A 20,560-nucleotide genomic window follows, 5' to 3' on the forward strand; every position below is an offset into this window, starting at 1 on the left:
ACCGGCCTTTTTTTGTCTAACAATTGGCATTACTTGACCTGAATTGATATGTTTTTTGCAACTTTTAGTCAAACTTGACATTGTGTATTGTCAAAAATATGTTTTAATAAAAATGTTCTTATAAAAAGGTTAATAAAAGAAATGGATAAGCAAGTCGATATTCTTATTGTTGGTGCTGGTATCTCTGGAATTGGAATTGCCGCACATTTAATTAAAAATAATCCGAACCGTAAATTTGAAATACTCGAACGTCGTAAAAGTTTCGGTGGAACGTGGGATTTGTTTAAATACCCAGGTATTCGCTCCGACTCAGATATGTCTACTTTTGGCTACAATTTTAAGCCATGGCGCAAAGCGAATGTGCTTGCAGATGGCGCTTCGATTAAAGGTTACTTGGGTGAAGTTGTTAGTGAGTACAATATTAAAGAAAAAATTCATTTTGAACATCGTGTACTTTCAGCGAATTACGATACTTCAATCAAAAAATGGATTGTAGAAATCGAAGATCAAAATGAAAAGAAACAAACTTGGCAAGCTAATTTTGTTTTAGGCTGCACAGGCTATTATAACTATGATCAAGGTTTCCAACCTGATTTTCCAAATCAAGATAAATTTAAAGGTCGATTGATTCATCCACAATTTTGGCCTGAAAATTTAGATTATACCGGCAAGAAAGTAGTTATCATTGGTAGTGGAGCAACTGCAATCACTTTAGTACCAGCAATGGCAAAAGGTGGGGCTGGGCATGTAACAATGTTACAACGTTCACCAACGTATATTGCTTCAATTCCTTCGATTGATTTTGTTTACGACAAAACACGTAAATTTATGACAGAGGACATGGCATATAAGTTCACGCGTGCTCGTAATATCGGAATGCAACGTGCGATTTTTGCATTGTCAAAAAAACAACCTCAACTGGTACGTAAGTTACTTCTTAAATCTATTGAAATGCAGTTGAAAGGTAAAGTGGATATGAAGCACTTTACCCCAAGTTACAATCCTTGGGATCAACGTTTATGTGTAGTACCAGACGGTGATTTATTCAAAATTTTACGTAGTGGTAAAGCAAGTGTTGAAACAGATCATATTGAATCATTCACTGAAAATGGTATTCAATTGAAATCTGGTAAACACTTAGATGCAGATATCATTGTTTCTGCAACTGGTCTAGAAATTCAAATTATGGGCGGTATCAAAGCGACTGTTGATGGTCAGCCGATCAAGACTAGCGAGCATATGCTTTATAATGGTGTGATGGTAAGTGATGTACCAAATATGGCGATGGTCATTGGTTATGTGAACGCGTCATGGACTTTAAAAGTAGATGTAGTCGCTGATTATATTTGCCGTCTATTCAAATTTATGGATCAGAACGGTTATGATGAAGTTGTCGCACCAACTGACCATTCTGCAATGCTCGATGAAACAGTTATGGGTGAAATGTCATCAGGTTATATCGCGCGAGCGGCTGATCAACTCCCGAAACAAGGTACCAAGGCACCTTGGATGGCAACGCATAACTATTTAGCTGATCGTAAAGATCTGAAAAATGCGACTTTTAACGATGGTATTTTAAAATTTGCGAAGGCTCCTGCACAGTCTGTAAAAAAGCCTAAATTAGTGTCTTAATGAATAGCTATTAAAATAAAAAAGGAAGCGAAAGCTTCCTTTTTTTATTTACAAAGAACGTGATATGAGTTCTTTCATGATTTCATTGGTGCCGGCATATATACGATTTGCACGGTTGTCGATATATGCGCGTGCAATAGGGTATTCGAGCATGAAGCCATAACCACCGTGTAACTGTAAGCATTCATCGACGACTTTAGAGAACATATCAGAAATTTTATATTTTGCAGCTGCGGCCGCATCTACACCTAAAGTACCCTCAAGTTGTAATTCCATACAACGATCTAAATAAGAACGACAGAAGTCTATTTCAGTTCGAAGTTCTGCTAGCTTAAAACGTGTATTTTGAAATGCGCCAATAGGCTTGCCAAATGCTTTACGATCTTTTGTATATTGTACTGTGTGTGCAAAGGCAGCTTCTGCACCTGCTTGGCAGATAATCGCAACAAGCATACGTTCCCAAGCGAGTTCTTTCATAAGCATAATGAAGCCCATGCCTTCCATACCAATCAAATTTTCCTTTGGTACACGAACATTATCAAAGAACAATTCACAAGTATCTTGTCCTTTCATACCAATTTTATTGAGTGGTTTACCTTTAGTGAATCCAGCTCGATCAGCTTCGACAATAATGAGAGATAAGTTGGCTGAACCTTTATCACTATTACCTGTTTTGCACACAACAATTGCCATGTCACATAGATAACCATTGGTAATAAAAATTTTAGAACCATTGATGACATATTCATCGCCATCTAAAACTGCAGAAGTTCGTACAGCTTGTAAGTCCGAACCTGTACCAGGCTCCGTCATCGCAATGGCAGTGACAACTTCGCCAGAAGCCATTTTAGGGAGCCATTTTTTCTTCTGCTCTTCGTTGGCAAAATTATTCAGGTAGTTCGCAACAATATCCGAATGCAATGAAAAACCAGTTGATGAATCCATTGCATAAGCTTGTTCTTCAATGAGGATCATACTGTAGAGTCGATCTACACCATATCCACCATATTCTTCAGGCATTGTGGTGCACAATAGACCCATTTCACCCGCTTTATTCCATAAGTCACGATCTACATGTTGTTGTTCTTCATATTTAGCAATATTTGGAACGACTTCTTTTTCATAGAATTTTCGGACAGTATCACGAAAGGCTTCATGTTCTGCATTGAATAATTTTCGAGGCAACATATTAGGAATTGGTCGAATTGCGCCTGATTGCATATTTATATTTCCATAAGTGTTATTAGAATAGCCACAACATAAGAGAGCCTGAACATTGGTGCAATGTGTTGAATGCTCAAAACACAAGAATTGCTGATGAATTTGGTCAATTGATATTTTTAAAACACAAAGCCCATGGCTTCAGTTAAAATGGAATGAACACAGATTAGGGGATAAAAATGTACGATGAATTAACGCTTGAAGAGCGTAAAGTTATCTATCGCGCACGTCGTGGTTTAAAAGAAATTGACGTGTATTTTGATCCTTATGTAAAGCAATACTATTTGCAAGCTGAACCTGAAGAGAAAGCAATGTTTGCTGAATTGGTTGAGCAAGAAGATCCTGATTTATTGGATTGGTTTATGGAGGTTTCTGAACCACCTCGACCTGAATTGCGCCATTTTATTCAAAAATTAAAAGATTATGTCCATAATCCATGAGCGCTATTCACTGAAACACAGCTTTTATTCGGCTGTGTTTCATGTTTTCTTTATGCTCATCATAAGTATTACTTTATTAATCTGTATTGAGCTCATTTATACTTTGGGTAGTATTATATTTATACTGATTATCTGGTGGAATTTTAGAAAAAAACCACAATTAAAAGAATTACAAAAAATAGATAAAGATTTATGGTCGATTCAAATGACTTCAAATCCAAAAATATACCAAGCAAAACTGAATCGAGTGTTTCATTTTCATTACTTCGTAGTACTCAGTTTTAACGAAAATAAATTCGACTCTTTGGTGATTTGGAGAGATCAAATAGATGAAAAACAATGGAAAAGCTTGATTACTCATGCAAATTTTGGCTAATTGTTAGACAATAAGTCTTTTATTTTTAAATTTAAAACATGATAAAAAACAATTATTTAAAAAAATATAATATGAATAAAAAATGAATTGTTTGACGAAAATGAAAGAAAATCAAATTGTTAGACAAAAACACATTGAAATCTTAATTTCTAAAGTACATTAAATATACCAACAGCTAATGAGGAATTTCAAAATGAGCGAAATTCATATGTGGTTGTTTCTAGTGGTTGCTGCTGTTATGGCAATTATAATTGGAAGACTAGGAACTGTGCTGAAGGAACGAATTGAACACCACAACAACGAACAAAATAAACTCTCTTGAGTTTACCGTTTAATAAGTAGCATGTGCCGAACCGTCGCAATGCTACTTTTTTTTGCCCAAAATTTTAACAATTCAAAAAATAAGTCAATTATTTCAATTCAGATCAATGACAGACTAATTGTTAATGAAGTGCATTGCTGCACTTTTATTCAGCGATTGCATCTGATATTTTAAATCGCAAGGATGACAAAATTATAAAATTGAGGACAGGAAGTATGTCTAAATTAAAGACTCAAGGTCTTTTCACGGCAATTGCGGTTGTAGCAGCTACAACTTTATCTGGATGTTCATACGTAATCAAAACCGGTGCGAATGCATCACTTGCGTTTAGTGAAAAACACATCTTACCGCCAGTACTCTCAATGGGTGATGTGGATATGGTGTGTAATCAGGGCACAGCTTTGACTCCTGTGATTATGGCGACTAAAGATATGGGTGCTGATCCGACCCGTATGGCAGTTCTTTTATATTCAGCTTCAGGGATGTGTGCAGAAAATCGCGCGCTAGATGCAGAATTGAGATACCTAAGAGCATCAAAAGCAGGTCAAGTGACAGAAGCGCAAGATGCACGTATCGAACAAAAGCGCTGGGCTGCTGTTGCTGCCGAACGTCAATATACGGGTTATCAATTGTTTGCGGAGCGTTGGCAGTCTAAATATAAATATAATTTAGGTGACTCATGTCCAACTATGCGTCGTAATCTTGACCAAACAGTATATCTGTTAGGGATGTTAAGTGGCTTACAAGCGATGACCAATGATATTGCTTCTGGTGGTCAAGTGCATGTTCCTAAAGATATCGCAGCAATTGTTGAACGTGGCATGGTCTGCCTTGATAACAACAAGTTTTGGGGTGTACCGAATGCTACTCGAGCAGTGATTTGGACATTATTACCTGGAGCTGATGCAGGCAAACCAGATCCATACCAAACGCTTAAACAATCTATGCAAATTGGTGAGCAAAAAGGAGTACGCTTATCGCATGCCTTGTATGCTGTTGCAGCACAAGCCAGTGGTGACGATGCAAAAATACGTGATGCATTACGTTCTTATGCTGCTTCACGTGCAGAAGAAGTTCCTGTAAATCCAGAGTTTAAGTTATTGGATAATATGGCAGGACAAATGATTCAAGCGATCTCAGACCGTTATTGGACGGAGAATACAGGTGTTCGAACTGAAGCAGATGGAATGTCGAGCTTCTGGGATGATCAAGCGACCAATGAAGCTGATGATCTTTTCGAGAACACATTAGGTGAATAAGATTTTTTAATTTTGTTCAAAATTAAAAATGGAGTTATTCAAGAAAAAGAGCTTAAAGCTCTTTTTCTTTTAGGAATACGAAAGATGAAAGATACTATCCTGATTCGAAAAATACTGTTTATTGCATGCTGTATCAGTATTGCTGCTAGTTTGCAGATTTTTCAGGAGTATTTTTTCTATTGGCGTCCTGTATTGGATGAGGAAATTTGGCGAGTATGGACAGCCCACTATGTACATGTGGGCTGGATACACTATGCATTGAATATGGTGGGTTTAGCCTGTCTGCCATTCATCTTCCCATATGTCAAAATTAGGTACATGTTGTACTTGTTGATCGCACTCCCGCCATTAATTAGTTTAAGTTTTTTTTATGTTTATCCTCACGTTGAAGCTTATGCAGGTCTATCAGGGGTACTACATGGTATGTATATGGCTTTGGCAGTTTATTTTTTTAAATTTGAAAAAGAACGTAAATTCTCGCTGCTTGTATTAGCTTTAATCACGGGCAAAATTTTGTGGGAAAATATCTTTGGTTCTCTCGATACTGCGCAAATGATTGGCAGCCCCGTATTGGTTGAAGCACATTTAACTGGTGCAATATGGGGGGCATTACTCAGCATGCTCTTTTTAATCTATCAGCACATTTCCATGAAGGACACACACACCTCTTAACTACTTTGATGTTTAATCATTACTTATTTTAATGTGTGATCAGATCCAAATCTTTTGCATTTATTTTTTTAAGGTCATATTTGTTTAAAAAAAAAATACAGTATGGTATAGCCTACTGATTTAGTTGGTTTTTATCTCGCTCTTAAGAGGTGAATTGATGAAAATTGGCATAAATTTAAAAAAAATGGAAAAGTCAGTCATTCTTTTTAAAAAAAAAATCAGTCAGATTCATGTGATAAAAGTGGTAAGGAAATTAGGTAAAGGATTTTGCCTAAGCCCGAATTAGAAAAGATGAGCTGTACAGGCAATGTATAGCAGTATTAAATAATGGAATAACAATGCAAGAGCCTTCTAAAAAGAGATCTGGGTTAGGTCTACTTAGTTATATATGGACTGAGTGGATATCTGCGTTTACGATTTTGCTTCTACTGTTACTGACGCTCATCATCGGGACAGGAGAAATGATTCACGGGCAGATGTTACGTATAGGTGAAAGTCTATATGGTGACGAAAAAATTGGTATGCAGTATTCATTCTTGCGTGCCGAACCTGAAAAGCCAGTCTGTGATCGAAATCCTAATATTGACCTTCTGGTTCAAAACCAAATGCAAGCCAATGCAAAAGATGAATTTGCAGATATTTTTGGCACAACATCTGAAGAAGATGTTCGTGCCTCTGTGTTGGCTGGTCAACAGTTATGTGAAGAAAAATATGCCTTCTACGATAAGTCAATTCAGTATTTAGAAGATAATCCTTCAATACGAACTTACCGAACCATGGAAACAACTTTCTTTGGTATTTTCCAATTTGGTACGGAAAATAAGGCAGTTCTATTGATTATCATGGTGGTACTTGCAGCGATCACTGCAACACTTAAAATCCACCACATTGGTCTACGCGGTCCAAGTTCTGTTTTAGATTATCGGGTTTACGCTGTCGCAATGATACTTGCGAACAGTTTCTTAACCAGTTCAGCGATCAGTCAGTATAGATCTGTATTGAACTCTGGTGTTCCGCCAACCAGTGAGATGACAATCATCTATTGGTTATGGATAATCTTGTTCAGTACACTGACATTAATTAGTTTGTACCAATTGTTCCGTGTACCAGAAAATGCGAAGCCAGGTGGTACGATTGGCATGGCATTATTGTCAGTCCCACTTTATGCCTATATGGCGATCACAACAGGATTTAACTTTACCTTTGTGATGGACTATCCAATGGGTCAAGGGATTTATTTAGGGCAGCTGGTTGAGTTCTCTACCATTTTCCTTAATTTATCACTGTTCATTTGGGCAGGTATGCTGTTAAAGCAGACATTAATTGTTGATAAATTCCTAAACATTTTACGCCCATGGAATCTAGCACCTGAAACGCTTACCTGGTTAATCTTACTTGCTGCTGCATTACCTACAGCTTATACAGGTGCATCAGGTATTTTTGTAATCGCTGCAGGTGCGATCATTTATAAAGAAGTTTGGAATGCGGGCGGACGCCGTCAATTCGCTTTGGCTACGGCTGCGATGTCAGGTTCGCTTGGTGTAGTACTCCGTCCATGTCTATTGATTGTTGTTGTTGCATCGCTGAACAAAGAAGTGACAACTGACTTGTTATATCAATATGGTATTGGTGTTTTCCTCATCACTTCGACACTGTTTTTACTGATTTCACTGTTCTTCGCTGAGCAAAAATTCCGTATTGCAGCGCCATCAGTTGCATTCCCGAATTCAGCTAAGGCATTAGTGGCAGTGGTTCCTTATGTGATCGTATTCCTGATTGTGTGGGCATTCTACAAGTATGCGTTAAATACCAACTTGAATGAGTTTACTGCGCCAGTCATGATGCCAATCATCTTACTTGTCATGGTGCTTTATGAAAAATTACGTCATGAACCAGCACCGCTAGCTCCAGTTGGACATTGGGATACGACATTAAGCCATACTTCGGTTGAACAAGAAGCAGCTAAGGCACGAGTGTCAGCATCTGAAATTGCAGCACAGGATAGTCCAGACAACCCAGCGCGTAAAGTGAGTTTCTGGAAGTCAATCCATGTATCTGCAAGTGAAACAGTCGGGCATATCGGGGCGCTTGTGATCTTGATGGCATTGTCTGTCAGTGTTGGTGGATACTTAGAGCGTATCGAGTTGATGGAACACTTCCCAACGGATATTGAAAATATCTATATCGTGATTACCTTGATCGTATGTCTCATGGTATTCGTCGGGATGATTATGGATCCGTTTGGTGCTGTTATCCTAATTTCAGCAACAGTTGCGCCTGTCGCCTACGCTTATGGTATTGATCCTGTTCACTTCTGGATGATTGCTTTAATTGGTTTCGAATTGGGCTATGTATCACCTCCAGTTGCACTCAATCATTTACTGGCAAGGCAGTCGATTGGTGATGAAGAGGTGGCTGCGGCCGATGCAGAAGTGAAAGATAAAACGTTCTACTACAAATACGAACGTTGGATTCTACCTCTGATTGTGATGATTCCAGCAATGTTGATTATCGCCTATGTGCCTTATATCTTTAAGTTATTCGGTTGGTATCAATAATTAAATAAAATAAGCACCTTCGAGTGCTTATTTTTTGATAAATTAACAACAAAGCCAGCTCTATAGAGCTGGCTTTGTTGATTTTAAAACATCTTAATTTCTTGGACGAGGTTTAAATTGAATAACACCAATTTCGTCTGCAACCTCAGGCATTTGAGGTTCATCTATATGTGTCGGACGATTTTCAGAATAGTTACATTCAATACATTCGATCCATTCTGAATCACCTGAAGTGAGCATGACAATACGATCCATAGCTTCACATTTCGGACATTTTGCACCTGCAATGAAACGACGTTTGATCGACATAATGACACTCACCTTCAAAAAATTAGTAGGGTAGTTTAAGCAGTTTTAGTGTCATTCGTCCAACCTTGATGGCGTAATAATGCATCAATTTTAGGCTCACGACCTCTAAATTTAACAAAGGCGTCAAGCGCTGTATCTTTACCGCCTACAGCAAGCACTGCTTTGCGGAAAGCAAGTCCAGTCTCTTGGTTGAAGATGCCTTCTTGTTCAAAGCGATCGAATGCATCACTTGCCAAAACTTCAGCCCATTTGTAAGAGTAGTAGCCTGCGGCATACCCCCCTGCGAAAATATGGCTAAAACTATTTTGGAATCGGTTGTAAGGTGCTGTAGGGAGAACAGCATATTGTTCACGAATTTCGTTTAGAGTGTGTTGAATACCTATTGCATCTAAAGCAGGAGATTGTTTATGTATATTCAAATCAAACATGGCAAACTCAAGTTGACGAAGGGTTTGCATGCCTGATTGGAAAAATCTCGCATCCAAAAGCGACTTAAGGAGTTCTTCAGGTAACGGTGTTTTGGTCTCAATGTGTTGGCTGAATAAAGCCAAGCTTTCATTATCCCAAGTCCAGAATTCCATAAACTGACTCGGCAGCTCGACGGCATCCCAAGCGACACCATGTGTGCCTGCTACAGAGATATGATCTACTTCTGTGAGCATATGATGCAGACCATGTCCAAACTCATGGAAAAGTGTTACGACTTCATCATGTGTCAAAAGCGCAGGTTGTTGACCAATCGGTGGTGTAAAATTACCGACCATGTAACAAATCGGTTTCTGCATGCCATTGTTAGTTTGCATACGTGAGCGGAATCCGCTCATCCATGCTCCACCACGTTTCCCACTTCTAGCGTATAAGTCAAAATAGAATCCACCTACGACACTGCCTTGATCTTCAAGCTCATAATATCGTGCATCTGGATGCCATACAGGTGCTTCACGTTCAATGACTTGAATACCATATAAACGCTCCACAATTTTAAATAAACCTTGAACGACGACAGGGGTAGGGAAGTATGGCTTAAGTGCTTCCTGAGAAAGGTTAAACTGTTGAACTTTGAGTTTTTCCGAGAAATACGTCGTGTCCCAAGGTTGTAGTTCATCTACACCATGAGATTGAGCAATTGCTTTTAGTGCCTCAATTTCTTGTAGGGCAGGTTTACGAGCATGTTCTGCCAACTCAATCAGGAATTGATCTACAGCTTCAACACTTGGAGCCATCTTACTTGCCAGTGAATATGCTGCATAATGATCAAAACCTAAAAGTTGAGCCATTTCTTGGCGCAATTTGAGAATTTCTTCCATCACCGCAGTATTGTCATATTCAGGGTGATCTGACTGATCCGACGCACGCGTCGTATAAGCTTTATATAAGGCTTCGCGAAGCTCTCGATTATCTGCGTAAGTCATGATCGCAAGATAAGAAGGGAAATCCAATGTCGCCACGGCTTGATCGAGTTCACGTTGTTGACCGTATTGCTTTAGCAGTTCGATACTGTTCGCAGGTAAACCAGCAAGTTCATCTTCAGTTAATGGTTTGAAATATGATTGTGTGGCATCAAGAACGTGGTTAGAAAAATCTGAAGAAAGCTGCGATAAACGAGCTGATATTTCTGCGTAGCGTTTTTTTGCATCGCCTTCTAGAGCCACGCCTGAGAGTTTAAAGTCTCTAAGTGCAAGTTTAATCGCACTCTGTTGAGCTTCTGGTAAATCCGAAAAAATAGGTGCATCATGCACATGTTGGTAGGTTTGATAGAGCGCAGTATGTTGTCCTAATTGTGTGTAGTATTCACTTAAGCTAGGTAAAAGAGACTGATAAATCTCGCGGGTTTCAGGATTGTTCATCACAGCATTTAAGTGAGACAAAATACCCCAAGATTCGCTCATTTGGTTTTCTAATTCATCGATTTGATCGAGCACATTTAATTGTAATTGTACCGTGTCTGGGACTTTATCGAGTTGGTTTGTAAAGTGTTGACCATTTTGAATCGCTTGTTCAATCTGTGATTTAAGCTGATCAAGCGTAATTTGAGAAAAATCGGGTACAGGCAAAGTTGCCTTTTCTAAAGTCATAATGTCATGCCAATTAATATTTTGAGTTAAGTATAGATGTAAGGGGCTCGGATAGAGAAATCAAGTTTATTTAGGTCTTTTTAAGAATTCTTTATTAAACTTTTCTAATTCTTTGTGAATTTTCTCTAGTTGATTGTTTAAATCACCAGTAGATGCTGGTAGTTCTTCTAGCTCTCTAATATTGATTGATGAAATATCTTTTATTCTTGATTTCCAAAGAGACAAAGGAAACCTAAATTGATAACTGATTTCAAAAATTAGTACTTGGTCATTTAATGCTTCTATTAGTCCACCATATTGTCCCCAATCATAAAAATAATCCTGATTGGGATGCATTATTTTGATTCCATGTTTAAAAATTCCTGTCTCAAAATATTCGACAGGATCATTCAAGTGAGTAATACCAAATGCACGTCGAGGTATTGGATGAGAACTAGTAATTTTTATATTTTCTGCGATACCATTTCCTATATTTTTTATATGTAATTGAATGAAACTCTGTTTTCCATAATGGGGAGTTGCATAAGCTATAATTTGAGGCGCTTGATTAGTTTTAAAAACTAAATATGTCACTAATAAGGCTGTTAAAGAAATAATAAGTGTGAGGATTTCGGTGACGTTCATAACAATATCTTTTTGTTAATATAATATTGATTATAAATAAAAAAGAGCGCCTTAGCGCTCTTTAAAGATTTAGTCTAATTTAGCTTTCGCATTCGACTTTTTCTTTTTCACTTTAGCTTTCTTTTTCGCTTTATCTTTTACTTTTCCATCAGATTTTTTGTCTGATTTTTTAGAATAAGAGCTTGGTTTTGCCTTAGACTTTTTCTTACGAACAGGGCGCTCACCGCTTTCATCTTTATCTTTTAGGAGTTCGACAGGCTCATTCAATATGCGATTTAACGCTTCTTGCTTGGTGACCGGTTTTTCCTTTACGACACGCGGTGCTCGACTACGAATAGCGCGACCTGCATGGCTGAGTTGTTGAATCAATTCAAAATCAATCTTACGTTCTTCTAAATTGACACCTGCAACCTTGATGCGTACTTCATCACCCAAACCGAAGGCCTGACCACGATTTTGCCCAACTAAACTTTGACTCGCTTGATCGAAGACAAAGAAGTCATCGCCAAGCTGGCTTACATGGACCATACCATCGACATATAAATCTTTTAAAGTGACAAATAGACCAAACTCAGCTGTAGCACTAATGACGCCAACAAACTCTTCACCAAGATGCTGTTGCATATAATGGCATTTTAACCAAGTGGTGACTGAGCGAGAAGCTTCATCAGCACGACGTTCTGTTGCCGAGAAATGATTACCGGCTTCTTCTAGTGCGCCACCTGAGACTGGTGCAGGTTTATTTTTCAGGTGTGCTTTGATAGCACGATGTAATAATAAATCTGGATAACGACGAATTGGAGAGGTGAAATGAGTGTATGCCTCATACGCCAAACCATAGTGACCAGCGTTATTTGGCCCATAATAAGCTTGCATCATGGAGCGAAGAAGCACAGCATGGATACTTGGCGCATCAATACGGTCTTTAGTGGCTTCAATGACCGCTTGATAGTCTGCTTGTGTAGGTTGATCAGGGAATTTCAAACCTAATAACTTAACAAAGTCGCGAACTTTTTGAATGCGTGAGAATTCAGGTGGCTCATGCACACGATACAACATTGGAATTTCGTGTTTTAAAGCAAATTCAGCAGCAGCGACATTGGCTAACAACATACATTCTTCAATGAGTTTATGAGCATCGTTGCGTGATCTTGGTAGAATTTCTTTAATTCCACCAAGTTCATCAAAGGTCATGTACGTTTCAACGGTTTCAAATTCCATTGCATGGCGTTCTGCACGTAAACCTTTTAATACTTGGTAAAGTTGGAATAACGTATTCAGTGATTTACGTACTGTACGATCTTCAGGTACAGCTTGACTATCACCTTCAAAATATTTTGCAACTTGGTCATAGGTGAGTCGTGCTTTAGAATGCATCACCGAAGGATAGAATTCAAATTTTGTGACTTTACCTGCGCGACTTAAATTCAAATCACAGACCATACATAGACGATCTACATTTGGATTGAGTGAGCATAAGCCATTTGAAAGTGCTTCAGGCAACATCGGTAAGACAAAGTGAGGGAAGTACACAGACGTACCGCGTTCTTGTGCTTCATCATCTAAAGGTTTACCAATACGAACATAATGACTGACATCTGCAATCGCGACCACGACACGATAGCCGCCACCAGGACGTTTTTCTGCATAGACAGCATCGTCGAAGTCACGTGCATCTTCACCGTCAATTGTGACTAAGGCTAAATCTCTTAAATCAATGCGTCCTTGACGATCTCGTGCTGTCGGTTCTTTAAAACTTTCAGCTTCTTGAACTACTTCTTCTGGAAATTCGTAAGGTAAACCATATTCTAAAATGGTTTGAGGAATAATAATTTCAGTATCAGATTTGTCGGCCATAGATTGAATAATATGACCTGTAGCAAACTCTTCACGATTTGGAAAATCATCAATTTCAACTCGAAGAGAATCACCAACTTTAGCTTTCGCATGCGCAATGAGTTCTTTTTCTAAGGTAATCGGTTGATGCGCATTTGGATTTGCTGGTTGAATGAAGTATTCACCTTCATATTCTGCGAGTTTCCCAATGATTTGTTTGACGCGTCGTTGGGTAATTTCAGTAATGAAACCCCATGGTTTACCTTTACGGTCAACAGAGGTCTGTTGAACTTTAACTCGGTCACCATGGAAGACTTGACGTAATTCACGCTCAGGTAACAAATATTCTTCTTTCTTACCATCTATACTCGCAACCCCTAAACCTTTGCTATTGATATAGATGGTCGCATCATGAACAGGTTGATCTGCCATAAGCTGGAACTTATAACCTTCTTTCGTCAATTGACCATCACGAACCATCGCACTTAAACGGTGACTAAGTGCTTCAATACTTTTTTGATCCGCAATTTCGAAGTGTTCCACAAGGTCTGCATGAGACAATGCTTTTTTCTTATTCTCAATCGTTTCTAGAATCAGAACACGGCTTGGAATAGGATTATCGTAACGTTCAGCTTCCGCTTTGGCTTCAGGGTCGACCCAGTTTTTCATAATGTCTTTGGCTTCATATCAGAAGATATGTTTAGCATAAGACATGATGAGAAATACTGCACGTAAATGATTGCAATAAAGTGTTTTTAGTTCATAAATTATAAAAGAGATGCAGAATAGACAGCATTAAAGTGAAATTAATGCAGATTAAAGGTAAAAAACCTGAAAATTGTTTAAAAAATATATGATTGAACAAAAAACATAGAATTTTTTAAATTCTCACTTGAAGAGTAGGGACGAAGTTTGTATTATGGCGTCTCGTTACGGTGAGGTGGATGAGTGGCTGAAATCACTTCCCTGCTAAGGAAGCATACCTATTACTGGTATCGAGGGTTCGAATCCCTCTCTCACCGCCAACGATAAACTTGAAATGCGCTCATAGCTCAGCTGGATAGAGCACTTGGCTACGAACTAAGGGGTCGGGAGTTCGAATCTCTCTGAGCGCACCAATCAAGTTAATCGATGTAACGAAGTCGTAAGACACTCAAGTACGCGCTCATAGCTCAGCTGGATAGAGCACTTGGCTACGAACTAAGGGGTCGGGAGTTCGAATCTCTCTGAGCGCACCAACTTGAACATCTCTAAGATGTAAAAAAAGAGAAGAAACCGCTTAATTGCGGTTTTTTTGTGTCTAGAATAAAGTGATGCTATAAATCATGATATTTTTATTAGCTACTTAAGAAAGAAATAAATTTTAGAATTTCTGCACATATTATTTTTTAATTAATAGATATTAGCTCTTATAAAAACATCCTCAATCCAACTCACGATTGTTTGGAATTTGGATTGATCTTGTTGACCATCTCTTAAATTGTTGATTATCTAGGCATAATTTAAATTTACGTATAAATACTGTTCGCTTGATTTAAATTTTATTAAAAAGTACTTAACAAATAATAATATTCATATATAATGCACTCCATCAAGACGTCGCGCTCATAGCTCAGCTGGATAGAGCACTTGGCTACGAACTAAGGGGTCGGGAGTTCGAATCTCTCTGAGCGCACCAACTTGATCATCTCTAAGATGTAAAAAAAGATAAAAAACCGCTTAATTGCGGTTTTTTTGTGTCTATTTTTTTCTTATTGCTTCTGCTCTTCGTTTTTGACTTTCAATGCAAAGACGACATTCGCCCCAACTGTAGGGAGCACATCATGATAAGGCAAGCTCCGTGCTGCACGAATCAGGAAAGGTGCTTTTTCATCTATTTTTCCTGCATTCGTCATTTTCAATAAAGTACCTTGTTGAAACTTATCAAATTGCATTTTTCCTTTAATGTATTTCAGATCACCGCCTTGAGCATAAAAATTATTCTGATTCGACTGAGGAAAGCTAAAATTCAGTTTAAATCGGAATGGAATTTGAATAACTCCCAACCCGAGTTCAACTTTAAAATCTGCCAATTGTGTTTGGTCTTTTAGGGATTCGATACCAATAGATTTGAGTTGGCGAGGAAACAGCTTTTTATAATGTACAGGCTGTGTCCATTTTTGTAATTGTTGCACTGGTTGTGAATAATACTGATACGTCGTTACAAAACGCATTGATTCTGCACCGTGTTGATAAGGCACAGTTGTCGGTGTATGGACAAAACTTACAGGGTGTTCGGTGATACGACTGATTTGTGCGATTTTGGCCAATTGATTTGTCGTTAATTGGTCGGATGGAAATTGCCCTGGTTTGAGCGTACTCGAAGAAGGTGCTGTTAATTTTTTTCGAATTGATTCGAGTAAAAATGTATGTGTACCACTTGGAATTCCCATTTTTGCTTCAGGCACTGCATTCAAAACTTTGCTAAATAGAAAACCTTTAGGTTGGTTCAAATCTCCCCATTGCGTTAGGGTCAGAAGAGTATGATTTTGATCCAATTTGAACCATTCAAATTTGCCTAGACCATAAGGAACAGGTGCATCCACAATCAAGCTCGAAATACTATTACCTTCAATATGATGCTGAAACACTATGGTCTCATTAAAGTTGAGCACTGGTATTGGTGTTGGAATGGAAATTTTATATTGAACCTGAGTGATATTTTTTTCTTGATCTAATATTTTAGCTGATTTCAATGTCGGGAATAATCCAACAAAATTTTCAAACTGTGAAAGCGTTTTGGCGACCTTTTCTTCATTAACAGGCAATACGATGGCAGATGATGTGAACTTCACATTTGGATTGGGGTGTTTTTTGCGTGTCGGAATAGATGTTTGGGTATTCGGGTGTGCATAGATGAGAATCTGATCTTTGGTGATGCTGGCGAGTTCGGTACTATTATTTTGGAATGGTTTTAACGCACTGGGTATATTTTCTTTCCATTCAATAATCGCGCTGTACGACAAGCTAGGTATAAAAATAAGGCTTAAGCACAATGCTCGATAGTTAAAGTATTTCATTTTCATCCTGAACTATGAATTTAGACTTTTTATTTTGTGTCATTGTAAATCGTGTGATGCTTCTATCAATAGTGCGATGATGTAATCAACAGTATTCATTAAAACGACAATTTGATTTCACGTAAAGTGGTGTAATATCTTTGCTTAAGAAAATCGATTGTTGAATCCCCTATGTCTGATACTCAACCAGTTTTATCTGTCCGTTACTTCTTAAATTTACAAGAGTCTCAGGATGGTTTTGCATTAGCTACTTTTGGCAAAAAACAATTTACGCGTTTTTTAACGCCACTTGTCAGTATTGCGATCGTCATTTGGGGGCTTTATCTTGGATTAGAGGGTGTAGGACGCTATTACGTGGCTTTAGGCACGTTCTTTATCTTTTTACAAATCGTTATGCGTTACTGGTTCTTACCTATGATGTTCAAGCGTCAGTTTGAAAAATATCAATTTGGTAAGACTGAACAAGGTATCGATTTGTTTCAAAACTCTGCTGAACTTTTTTCAAGTGGTCGTCCTAAACAAGCATTTGCCTACGGTGAAGTACAAAAATTTGTAGTGGGTAAATTGACCTATATGCTTGAACTCAAAAATCATACAGTTGTCATTATTCCAAAACGTGCATTTGAGTCTGATGTAGACAGAACACTGTTTGAAAATACATTCCAAAAACGTTAAGTTTTGATGAGTTCATTACTCAAACTATAAATAAGAGAGATTTTCATGAGTGCAGTTCCATCAAAAATTGTATGTGTCGGTCGCAGTTATGCTGCGCATGCTCAAGAATTAGGTAATGCGATTCCTGATCAACCTGTCTTATTTATCAAGCCGCCGAGTAGCTTGGTGTCCTTAGCAGAAGGGATTGATTGGAATCGTGCATTGGGACAGTGTCATCATGAATGTGAACTTTCATTACGAATAGATCGACCGCTCAAAAACGTTACGGATCCTAAAGAGGCATTAGCAGCAGTAGGTGCAGTCACCCTTGGTTTGGATTTGACTTTAAGAGATCAACAAGATCTTCTTAAAAAGAAAGGACAACCTTGGGAACGTGCGAAAGCATTTGATGGATCTTGTATTTTGGCAGATTGGATTTCGCTTGATCAGGTCCCAGCATTAGATCAAGTCCAGTTTAAGCTCGAAATTAATGATCAACTTAGGCAACATGGTGATACGGGGTTACTGATTTTTAAATTAGGAGCGCTTTTGGCAGAAATCAGTCAAAACTTTAGCTTAATACCTGGTGATGTTGTCATGACGGGTACGCCTGCAGGTGTGGGACCATTAGAATCGGGTGATCAGCTCAAAATGACTTTGACTGGCTTAAAGCAAGATTTTGTGTGGACTACGCAAGTGCATTAATGATGCATCAAGCTCAATTAAAAAGGATGATGGTTCATCCTTTTTTTATGGCTAGAGATTGTCTGAATTGATGTTTTTACGAAACTGTTGGGGCGTGATGTGCATCCAGCGTTTAAACATATTGATAAAGGCTGAGGCGTTGGCATAGCCCAAATCTAGGGCAATATGTTCAACAGTTTTATTTTCAGACAATAAGCTTAATGCTCGTGTAATTTTAAAGCGTTGACGCCATTCATTGAGCGACATCGAAATTTCAGCTTCACATAGGCGCGATAAAGTGCGCTCACTCATATTCACCATTTGAGCATAATCTCTCAGTGGACGCTGATCACTGAGATGCTCATGGATGTAGGTAAATATTGTTTGTAATGCAGGATGATCAGAATGGGGCAAGTAGCTTTTGAGCAGTGGTGAACTTTTTAATTGATCCAGCAAAACCATTAAGAGTCGTTGATATTCGGGTTGATCATGTTTGAAATATGTTTTTCTGAGTTCATTGAGTAGCGCCGTTACTAAGGGGGAGCTCAGTAAAATACCTGCTTGTTTAGGCAGTGCATCACACAGGCTTTCATGCACGTATAAGGTAGCATGAGAAACAGCTGTGAGATTAATACTGCTGTGATGCAGATGCGGCGGTAGCCAAATTCCGTAGGGCGGTGGTGTTAAATATTGATTTTGATCAATATGAACTTCCATTACACCATCAAATGCATAGATAAATTCGCCCCATGCATGACCATGTTTAGGATATTCCGAATGGGCTGGATCATTGCGGAATGTTAGCCAAAGATTCTCTTGGATATGATCATAATTATCTAACTGAACGAATGGTTCATGTGGATGGCGTTTTGGCATATTAAATTGCCTGAATAAATGTATTTTTTGTCAGTTTTGAATTATATATTCTAATTCAGTCAGCAGTATAGTGACGACTTGTTTGTGTGAAGAGTGCCACTCATGGGTGAGCGAAGAGGTCTTGACCTTCAGGCGTCAAGCTTAATGATCGTATTGTGTTTAGTCTGGGGTTTACAGCAAATTGTCTTGAAACTTGCAGCAACTGATATTAGTCCTCTGATGCAAATCGCATTGCGCTGTGGTTTGGCAACCTTGCTTGTCGTTCCATTATTGTATCGACAGCGAGTGCAACAACTGTTCCATTACCGTTATGTTGTTCCTGGAATTTGGTTGGCCTTTTTATTTTCTGCAGAATTTTATTTGGTTGCTGAGGCACTCAGGTATACCAGTGCTGCGCACACTGTTGTTCTGCTCTATACCGCGCCTATTTTTGTCGCTTTAGGCTTGCATTGGAAAGTCAAAGCCGAAAAATTGAATAATCTGCAGTGGTTTGGTATTTGTTTCGCATTTCTTGGTATCGCCTATACTTTTTTAGTGCGTGATCAAGCTCAGAGCCAACTCAGCCATATTTTATGGGGAGATTTTCTTGCTCTAATGGCGGGGATGATGTGGGCATTGACTACGATTTCTTTAAAGTTTTCAACGCTTTCAGAGGCGCCGCCTACTCAAACATTATTTTATCAATTGCTTGGGGGCTTTATTTTTTTATTAGCCTTAGCTTTTTGGACTGGACAAGCAGATGTGCGCTGGTCACAACTGACGTTTCTGAGCTTAACATTTCATGCAGTTGTCATGTCTTTTTTAAGTTTACTATTATGGTTTTGGTTGTTACGAACTTATTTAGCAAATGGCTTAGGTGTGTTTTCGTTTTTGACCCCCATGTTCGGCATGTTGTTTGGTGTATGGCTGTTAGATGAGGAGATCGAAACGAGTTTCTTGGTCGGTTCTTGTATGGTTCTTGCAGGGATTATGATTGTATCTTTGCACCGCTATTTGAGAATTTATCTTGATCGAATCAGCGCAAGAATTGGAGCATTCCATTGAATCAGTATACATGGCTGGGATTAAGCTCGATTTTGATTTGGGCCTCGTTGGTTGCGGTGGTGAAACTTGTAACTGAATCATTAAGCCCAGTACAGGCGGTGGCACTGATCTATAGTTTTAGTGCATTGTTCATGTTATGGAAAAATGGTTTTCCCAAGCTTTCACTCATGCCTAAAATATACCTAATGGGCTGTGGTGCTCTTTTTGTTGGCTATGAGATCCTGTTTTTAATTTCGATTGCACTTTCAACGCATCGAGAACAGGTATTAATCATTACAATGATTAATTATCTTTGGCCTCCTTTGCTGATTGTATTTTCGATTCTTGCACGGCAATTGAGCGCGAATATTTGGGTGATTGCTGGCTTTACATGTGCCATTCTTGGGTTAATGATGGTTGTTAATCCTGATATTCTCGAGCCGAAACGGATATTTGTGGCTGTGCTTGAAAATCCATTAGCATATTCATTTGCTTTCATCGGCGCCGTACTATGGCCTTTGTACAGTATATTTACCAAGAAATATGCAGAAGGTCATAATGCTGTCCCATTTCTTTTTCTAATGACTGCAGTTGGATTGTGGGCTGTACATTTTGTGATGCGAGAACCGTTTGTTGAGCTGAATTTGATGACATGGCTGATGGTTGTAGTCATTGGCAGCTTAATTGGCTTGGCTTACAGCAATTGGAACCAAAGCATGCAATATGGACATCTCAAAATTTTAATTTTGGCAACGTATTTTATGCCCATTTTTTCAAGTCTGATGTCGATGCTGATTCTAGATGTGCAACCTCTAATGAGCTTTTGGATCGGTTGTGTCTTAGTGACCTTAGGCGCACTTATTTGTTGGCAATCTACACGTCCATATAATCCGTCTACGAAATAAGAAAAGACCTATAGAGGTCTTTTCTTATTGCAAGA

Annotated in this window: 16 protein-coding genes and 4 tRNA genes; 13 read left to right on the forward strand and 7 right to left on the reverse strand. The window is 38.6% G+C overall.

The genetic code is table 11. From position 1 onward, the window contains the following. Positions 1-141 precede the first annotated feature (141 nt). Positions 142-1,632: an NAD(P)/FAD-dependent oxidoreductase gene (locus FTV17_RS10200; RefSeq protein ID WP_179999271.1), complete on the forward strand. Its 1,491-nt coding sequence runs from the start codon at positions 142-144 to the stop codon at positions 1,630-1,632. 48 nt (positions 1,633-1,680) lie between these two features. Here the strand turns inward: FTV17_RS10200 and FTV17_RS10205 are convergent, their stop codons facing one another. Then, the gene (locus FTV17_RS10205; protein ID WP_035265167.1) at positions 1,681-2,853 is read right to left on the reverse strand and encodes an acyl-CoA dehydrogenase family protein; all 1,173 of its coding nucleotides are present in this window, start codon (positions 2,851-2,853) and stop codon (positions 1,681-1,683) included. A 179-nt stretch (positions 2,854-3,032) separates the two neighbouring features. Between FTV17_RS10205 and FTV17_RS10210 the strand changes: the two genes are divergently transcribed. The 4 genes from FTV17_RS10210 to FTV17_RS15640 all read left to right on the forward strand — a co-directional run bounded on the left by FTV17_RS10210 (position 3,033) and on the right by FTV17_RS15640 (position 8,480). Beyond that, positions 3,033-3,293, forward strand: coding sequence for a succinate dehydrogenase assembly factor 2 (locus tag FTV17_RS10210; RefSeq protein ID WP_179999273.1), 261 nt, complete (start codon positions 3,033-3,035; stop codon positions 3,291-3,293). 913 nt (positions 3,294-4,206) lie between these two features. Next, positions 4,207-5,250, forward strand: a complete 1,044-nt coding sequence (locus FTV17_RS10215; RefSeq protein ID WP_035265182.1) for a hypothetical protein — start codon at positions 4,207-4,209, stop codon at positions 5,248-5,250. Positions 5,251-5,334: 84 nt separating this feature from the next. Further along, positions 5,335-5,922, forward strand: a complete 588-nt coding sequence (gene rrtA, locus FTV17_RS10220) for a rhombosortase (protein WP_179999275.1) — start codon at positions 5,335-5,337, stop codon at positions 5,920-5,922. A 1,172-nt stretch (positions 5,923-7,094) separates the two neighbouring features. After that, the gene (locus FTV17_RS15640) at positions 7,095-8,480 is read left to right on the forward strand and encodes a TRAP transporter large permease subunit (protein WP_373687203.1); all 1,386 of its coding nucleotides are present in this window, start codon (positions 7,095-7,097) and stop codon (positions 8,478-8,480) included. A 93-nt stretch (positions 8,481-8,573) separates the two neighbouring features. On the opposite strand, the gene FTV17_RS10230 is transcribed toward FTV17_RS15640, so the two are convergent. From FTV17_RS10230 to rnr, 4 genes are all read right to left on the reverse strand, one after another. Further along, positions 8,574-8,783 (reverse strand): YheV family putative zinc ribbon protein, encoded by a 210-nt coding sequence (locus FTV17_RS10230; protein ID WP_171076743.1) that lies wholly within the window; start codon positions 8,781-8,783, stop codon positions 8,574-8,576. 41 nt (positions 8,784-8,824) lie between these two features. Further along, positions 8,825-10,864, reverse strand: a complete 2,040-nt coding sequence (locus FTV17_RS10235) for a M3 family metallopeptidase (protein ID WP_179999279.1) — start codon at positions 10,862-10,864, stop codon at positions 8,825-8,827. A gap of 66 nt (positions 10,865-10,930) precedes the next feature. Next, entirely contained in the window at positions 10,931-11,488 is a 558-nt protein-coding gene (locus FTV17_RS10240; protein ID WP_179999281.1) for a hypothetical protein, read from the reverse strand. A gap of 69 nt (positions 11,489-11,557) precedes the next feature. Continuing rightward, the gene (gene rnr / locus FTV17_RS10245; protein WP_179999337.1) at positions 11,558-13,996 is read right to left on the reverse strand and encodes a ribonuclease R; all 2,439 of its coding nucleotides are present in this window, start codon (positions 13,994-13,996) and stop codon (positions 11,558-11,560) included. Positions 13,997-14,258: 262 nt separating this feature from the next. On the opposite strand from rnr, the gene FTV17_RS10250 reads away from it, so the two are divergent. The 4 genes from FTV17_RS10250 (at position 14,259) to FTV17_RS10265 (ending at position 15,002) form a co-directional block, all read left to right on the forward strand. Beyond that, positions 14,259-14,349 (forward strand) — tRNA-Ser (locus FTV17_RS10250). Positions 14,350-14,365: 16 nt separating this feature from the next. Then, positions 14,366-14,442, forward strand: a tRNA-Arg gene (locus FTV17_RS10255). Positions 14,443-14,485: 43 nt separating this feature from the next. Then, positions 14,486-14,562 (forward strand) — tRNA-Arg (locus FTV17_RS10260). Positions 14,563-14,925: 363 nt separating this feature from the next. Further along, positions 14,926-15,002 (forward strand) — tRNA-Arg (locus FTV17_RS10265). 73 nt (positions 15,003-15,075) lie between these two features. Here the strand turns inward: FTV17_RS10265 and FTV17_RS10270 are convergent. Beyond that, positions 15,076-16,383, reverse strand: coding sequence for an SRPBCC family protein (locus tag FTV17_RS10270; RefSeq protein WP_179999283.1), 1,308 nt, complete (start codon positions 16,381-16,383; stop codon positions 15,076-15,078). A 171-nt stretch (positions 16,384-16,554) separates the two neighbouring features. Here FTV17_RS10270 and FTV17_RS10275 point away from each other — a divergent pair, with 171 nt between their 5' ends. Continuing rightward, positions 16,555-17,058, forward strand: coding sequence for a YcxB family protein (locus FTV17_RS10275; RefSeq protein WP_179999285.1), 504 nt, complete (start codon positions 16,555-16,557; stop codon positions 17,056-17,058). Between the two features lie 45 nt (positions 17,059-17,103). After that, on the forward strand, positions 17,104-17,742 hold the full coding sequence (locus FTV17_RS10280) for a fumarylacetoacetate hydrolase family protein (RefSeq protein ID WP_179999287.1): 639 nt from the start codon (positions 17,104-17,106) through the stop codon (positions 17,740-17,742). A gap of 51 nt (positions 17,743-17,793) precedes the next feature. Here the strand turns inward: FTV17_RS10280 and FTV17_RS10285 are convergent, their stop codons facing one another. Further along, positions 17,794-18,597 (reverse strand): helix-turn-helix domain-containing protein, encoded by an 804-nt coding sequence (locus tag FTV17_RS10285; RefSeq protein WP_179999289.1) that lies wholly within the window; start codon positions 18,595-18,597, stop codon positions 17,794-17,796. Between the two features lie 102 nt (positions 18,598-18,699). On the opposite strand from FTV17_RS10285, the gene FTV17_RS10290 reads away from it, so the two are divergent. Further along, a complete protein-coding gene (locus FTV17_RS10290; protein WP_179999291.1) occupies positions 18,700-19,641 on the forward strand; it encodes a DMT family transporter in 942 nt (313 codons plus the stop codon). Continuing rightward, positions 19,638-20,525: an aromatic amino acid DMT transporter YddG gene (yddG, locus tag FTV17_RS10295; protein WP_218945334.1), complete on the forward strand. Its 888-nt coding sequence runs from the start codon at positions 19,638-19,640 to the stop codon at positions 20,523-20,525. The genes FTV17_RS10290 and yddG overlap by 4 nt, the downstream gene beginning before the upstream one ends. Positions 20,526-20,560 lie beyond the last annotated feature (35 nt).

The organism is Acinetobacter sp. YH12239 (assembly GCF_013417635.1).
Lineage (GTDB): Bacteria > Pseudomonadota > Gammaproteobacteria > Pseudomonadales > Moraxellaceae > Acinetobacter.